We start from the raw sequence: 5747 nt of genomic DNA, 5'->3' as shown, positions 1-5747 counted from the left end.
TCTAAAAACTATTGTGCAATAGTTTTATTAATAGTCAACCAATAATGCAGGCGATCGCGAAGCGGAATGGAGTTCTATCGCCACCCATACTTTATCTAAAATCTAAAAACTATTGTGCAATAGTTTTATTAATAGTCAACCTAAATAATCAGGCGCTCGCGAAGCGGAACGGAGTTCTATCGCCACTCAGAGACTTTATCTCAAATCTAGAAACTATTGTGCAATAGTTTTATTAATAGTCAACCTAAATAATTAGGCGCTCGCCACTCAGAGACTTTATCTCAAATCTAAAAACTATTGTGCAATAGTTTTATTAATAGTCAACCTAAATAATCAGGCACTCGCCACTCAGAGACTTTATCTCAAATCTAGAAACTATTGTGCAAATTAAAATCAAACCATAGGATTTATCTCGTAAGCATTCAGCCTTCAGTTAGCCTTCTGGGCTGTAACTGCGTTTTTTCGTATAGGGAATGCTCCGCAGGAAATACTTACTTTATCTCTAACCATTAATTCACCGAACTATAATTAGTAAACAGCAAAAGACTTCCAATCGCAAACTCTAATTAACAATGAGACGAAAAAAAATAATCACTCTATTAACCATCAGTTTGCTAACCATAGGTGCTGGAGAATTTATTAGACAAAAATTAATAAAAATAGATTTACCAAGAGATGTTAGTATTACCCTAGATAATGCACTATGGAAACAAAAAGAAGAAAACTTTACCGAATAATTAATTATTAATTATTAATTAAATAATTGTGGTTTAAAGCCTCCCCTTTTAAGGGGAAAAAAAGAAATNTTATTAATTATTAATTAAATAATTGTGGTTTAAAGCCTCCCCTTTTAAGGGGAAAAAAAGAAATGATATTTCCCAATCTTCAATCAAGAGCGGTTTTAACCAGAGGTAATTATCAATTATCCATTATCAATTATCAATTAATGAACTATCAAGATATTACCTTAGACTTAATTTGTCAAAAATCCCAATGCGAAACAGAAATCTGGGGATTTTCCCAAGCATTTAATCAAGCAGAACATGATGGTATAGTTAACACTATTAAAAAAGATAACTCCTGGGAATTACAAGTAAAAATTAATATTAACTCCGACCCTTGGAGAAAAGGTGGAGAAGCAGAATATTTAATCGAATTGCAACCAGATAAAAAAGATAAAAAGCAAATAGTTGGTAGTTATTCAGGAACCTTTAACGAAGAACTTGTTAGTGGAAAAGTTACTGGAAATATTACACCCTATTCCCCCACAAAAATACCAAACCATACACCCATATCTCCTAGAGAACATCCACGGCTAATTTTCCGTCAAAATCAACTGCCAGAATTACGAGAAAAAGCCAAAACTCAGAAAGGTCAAGCTATTCTTGCTCAACTCGAAAAATCTCTCCAGCAAAAAATCTATTACGAAGCATTCGTTCCCAATGGTGGATATCATGCAGCAGGCCATTGTTTCCTCTCCCTCTTAAATGATGACCCCCAAGCAGCAGAAACAGCATGGCAAATAGTAGAAAAATCCTTGAATAATCCTGGCCCACGATTATTAGAACACGCCCCTATCGTGGCTGGTGTGGCCCTAGCTTACGACCTTTGTTATAACGCCTGGGATGAGCAACGAGTCCAAAAAATTACAGACTGGTTAGCGCAACAGACAAAAATATTAATTGCAGGTACTCGTGGCAAAGGTTGGAACCCTACTGCTTGGAGTAACTGGAGTGGGAGAGCGCGGAGTGCTGCTGGTTTGGCAGCATTAGCTATTTTATATAAACCGGAACAGTTTTTTTCAGAACCGACTGATGTGAGACGACTGTTGAAAATTGCTGAAAGGAATATTGAGCGTTATCTGGAGACTGCAGTAGGCGATCGCTCTTTTGGTACTGAGGGTGACCTCTATAGTATTGAACCTTGGATATTAGCACTTTTACCATTTTTCCAAGCTTATGAAAATGTGTTCGGACACAACTTTGTCAAAGACTCCAGTATAAAATGGTTTTTACCCCATTATGTAATGCGGATAGTAGGAGAGGATGGTGAAATATCAGTACCTACTTATGGTCGTCATCGCCTAGCACCAGTGAAGTCTCTGTTTTCTCTGGGTTGGAATAGCGTACCAGAAAAATTTTTGCCAGGGGTGATGTGGTTTTTTCATCATCATTTTGGTTGGGAAGGCGATCGCTCTTTTGCCATCAAAAAACCCCATGAAGCTGCTTTTCTTCTGGCAGCATATTCTGAAAATCTAATAAACACTTCCGATGAAAATTTTATCAAAAGGTTGTTAAATCTTAATTTTATCACAGGTTTGAGACCAAAAAACCCAGCCAAGGTATTTGAGCGGGTATTAGTAGATGAAGAAAAAGGTTTTTATCTGTTTCGTAACCAATGGAAGGATAAAAATGATTTTGTGGCAAGTATTTATTTGAAACAGCAACCTTTGAGAGCTTCCTGGTCATTTCCAGAGGCGGGTGGCTTCCGAATTTGGGGTTTGGGTGGACGTTGGGCGAGTGCTGGTCCAGATGATGGAAAAAGAGGGGATGAAAATGTTGTTGTTGTAGGAGATATGTCTGCATCAGGAGCTGCTCAACCAAACTTTTTTCAGGGAGAAGTTGATGGGTCGGGGGTGGTGAGTATGAATATGGATGATGTGTTTAAAGATAATGATTTTCAGTCATTGCGGTCTTTTGGTGTTGACTATAGTGGGGTGTCGGGTGCGCCTGGTTTGTTTGTGGTGGTGGATAGGTTTACTGGGGATGCGCCGGAAAAAGTTTGGGTAATGCACACTCAGGAGCAGGTGGTGGTTGAGGATAATGGTTTTATGTTGAAGGCTAATTCTGGGGCAACTATGAGAGGAACTTTTGTTACACCAGGGGAGGTGAAGCTTGATGTTGAGGAAACAAAGAGAGGTAGCAAGATATTAGCAAGTGGGGGTGATAATTTTTTTGTGGTGATGACTGTGCAAAATGGTATTGCTCCAGAGGTTGAGATTTTTGGTAGTGGTTTAGATGCTGAGGTCAGGGTCGGGGAAAGGATGATTATATTTAGGGAGGATAGAGTTTCAATAATTAATAATTAATAATTAATAATATCATGTCCGGTAGCATCGGTATTGCAAGTAAGAAGGTAAGGAAGAAGGCTTGAGTTATCTAGGAGAGAAGAAAGAAGAAAAGGAAAAACCTTACATAAGGTAAATATTTCCCCAACTTTTACACGACGCGACCATACCAGCGGACATGATATAATACCATGTCCGATTGAACGCTTATAATTTAAGATAGTAGGGGAGTAGGGGAGTAGAGGAGTAGGGGAAAAATTAAAATATATCCTCTCGATCGCCAAATATTTTATTTATACCATTACATCCGGACATGATATAATTAGTAATTAGGGCTTGCTGAATAAATATTAAAGCGTTGATAGATAAAGGCTTTAGGCTTTTTAAGCCCTGAAAAAGTGCAAGGTTTTCGGTCTAGGGAGCTTAAAAAGTTAGGATTTTAGGGTGACGCGAGGCAGAAAAATCACTCTTATAATTCTTCCTCCTACCTCCTCGATCATTCCCCGTTCCTCCTGACTCCGTACGGACGCCCTTATGCAACGTCCCTACCTCCTGATATAGAATCCGGATAATTACTATAGCTTACGTCATTGCGACTGGAACGGAGTGGAAGGTTTGCGGAGCATTCCGGAACGGATAGCAATCTCAGAGGTTTAAGAGATTGCTTCCTATCGTCGATAGGGACGACTTTTCAACCGGATTTTATATGACTCCTACCCTTACCCATAAGACTTTTTCAGCAAACCCTAATTAATTATTAATTGTTGAACCCTCTGTGGTAGAATTATCAACCACATTTTTGATTCTATCTCCCTGTATTTCTAGATCCATTTCTGTCATCAGTTTGGCAATTCGTTTGGCAAAATAATATACTCGTTTCAAATACTCGATAAAATCTGATTCAAGGCCAAACGCAACTAACCGATTCGGTTGGTCAGCAGTTAAACGCATAGCCAGATGAGTATGTGCTTGGCTAGCTAACTCGTTAATTTGGGGTTTCATTGCCACCACCTGGGCAGCTAACTGCGGATCAGAGGAAACTACTGATTTGAGCGCCTGGTCTACAGCAAAACAAACCTCCTCATGCAGAGACTTTAAAACCGTTTGGGTAGCATCACTAAACTCAAGCTCATGGTGCAGCCTGTCATTGCCAATTTCAACCATATTAGTCTCAATAGTATCCCCAATATTTTCAATATAGTTGGCAATCTTCAGATACATAGACAAAAGGTAAGATTGTTGAGTCACTAAGGTTTCCAAACTCAACTGACCGAGGTAAGTTACGATCGCCCCATAAAGTCGATCAACCTCATCATCCATTGCTCGTAGTGCTGCCACCTCATCACTGGTGCCACCCTCCACCACTTGCAGACAACCGCACACCATCTTCAGGGCAATCTTTCCCACTTGCCCTAATTCCAAACGAACCCGATCTAAGGCCAAGGTAGGAGTAGTTAGCAACATCTTATCAAGATATTTGGGTTTGCTTTGCCGAACTGTCGGAGATTTTGCAGGCAGCAAATGTTCTACCAACTTTGCCAACAACGGAGCAAACCCAATAAAAATAAAAGCATTGGCTACATTAAATAAAGTATGAGCATTAGCAATTTGGCGTGGGGTTTCCACTGCTAGCTTAGACATACCTTCTAGAGAAGATGAAGCAGGTGTCAGCCAACGTACAGTATCCGCTAACTGATTAATAAACCCAACCCAAAGCAGAACACCCAAGATATTAAACAATACATGAGCGATCGCTGCCTGAACAGCTTCTGAAGGTTTGCCGATCGCCGCCAACATCGCCGTAATACAAGTACCGATATTCGCACCAAACACCAGAGCAATTCCAGCTTCAAGATTCAATAAGCCTTGACTTGCCAAAACAATCACCAAGCCAGTGGTGACAGCAGAACTTTGTACCAAAGCAGTAAACACCGTGGCAATAGTAATCCCCAGTAAAGGATTTTCTACCTGTTGCATCAAGCTAATAAAAGGAGGATAGGTTTGTAGGGGACTGGTAGCAATTTTCATTAACTCCATGCCATAAAACATCATACCCAACCCCATCAACAGCAAACCATACTGCCGGGAGTATCTTCTCTGGGAAATTAGTTGCAAGACAAAGCCAATGGCAAAAAGCACTAATGCGGAGCGGGTAATTTTAAAGGCAATAATCTGAGCAGTGATAGTCGAGCCAATATTAGCCCCCATGATTACCCCAATTGATTGAGGCATGGTCATTAATCCGGCAGAAATAAAACCCACCACCAAAACCGTCGTCACTGAGGAGGATTGAAGCACTGCGGTGACAAATGCTCCGACCGCTAAACCATTCCAACGATTCGAGGTCAGTTTAGCGAGCATTCGCTTCATAGATTTACCCGCTACTTGCTTTAAGGACTCGGTCATTTGTTCAAGTCCAAATAAGAAGAATGCGAGTCCCCCACAGAGACCCACGGTAATTTGTCCGAATTCTAAAAGACTAATTGAGTTGGTTGGTGTCATTTCAGTTATCAGTTATCAGTTATCAGTTATCAGTTAGCCTCCTATGATTTTTTCATCCCTTTAAAAGGGGAGGCTTGAGACCTTATTTCTTGTAAGCATTCAGCCGTCAGCTATCAGCTATCAGCTAAGGTTTTTATAGGGGTTTTCACGGCTCTGTTGACTTGCATTACTTCTGCCT

General features: G+C 40.1%; 3 protein-coding genes. 2 read left to right on the top strand and 1 reads right to left on the bottom strand.

Features of this window, described 5'->3' with window-relative positions; translation table 11 throughout:
- Positions 1-572 precede the first annotated feature (572 nt).
- Both AFK68_RS36765 and AFK68_RS13575 read left to right on the top strand, forming a co-directional pair.
- Positions 573-737 carry a hypothetical protein gene (locus tag AFK68_RS36765; RefSeq protein WP_168186457.1) on the top strand — a complete coding sequence of 55 codons (165 nt, stop codon included), beginning with the start codon at positions 573-575 and terminating at the stop codon, positions 735-737.
- Positions 738-868: 131 nt separating this feature from the next.
- A complete protein-coding gene (locus AFK68_RS13575; RefSeq protein WP_094673264.1) occupies positions 869-3088 on the top strand; it encodes a hypothetical protein in 2220 nt (739 codons plus the stop codon).
- Positions 3089-3817: 729 nt separating this feature from the next.
- On the opposite strand, the gene AFK68_RS13570 is transcribed toward AFK68_RS13575, so the two are convergent.
- The gene (locus tag AFK68_RS13570) at positions 3818-5569 is read right to left on the bottom strand and encodes a Na/Pi cotransporter family protein (RefSeq protein WP_094673263.1); all 1752 of its coding nucleotides are present in this window, start codon (positions 5567-5569) and stop codon (positions 3818-3820) included.
- Positions 5570-5747 lie beyond the last annotated feature (178 nt).

The organism is Hydrocoleum sp. CS-953, from assembly GCF_002260545.1.
Taxonomy (GTDB): Bacteria; Cyanobacteriota; Cyanobacteriia; order Cyanobacteriales; family Microcoleaceae; genus Trichodesmium.
The sequence above is the reverse complement of the archived record's forward strand: the minus strand, read 5'-3'. Positions and strand labels throughout refer to the sequence as shown.

Bases quoted from the DNA above. Each gene is read 5' to 3' on its own strand.
- AFK68_RS36765 (WP_168186457.1), top strand. From the start codon at position 573: ATGAGACGAAAAAAAATAATCACTCTATTAACCATCAGTTTGCTAACC.
- AFK68_RS13570 (WP_094673263.1), bottom strand. From the start codon at position 5,569: ATGACACCAACCAACTCAATTAGTCTTTTAGAATTCGGACAAATTACC.
- AFK68_RS13575 (WP_094673264.1), top strand. From the start codon at position 869: ATGATATTTCCCAATCTTCAATCAAGAGCGGTTTTAACCAGAGGTAAT.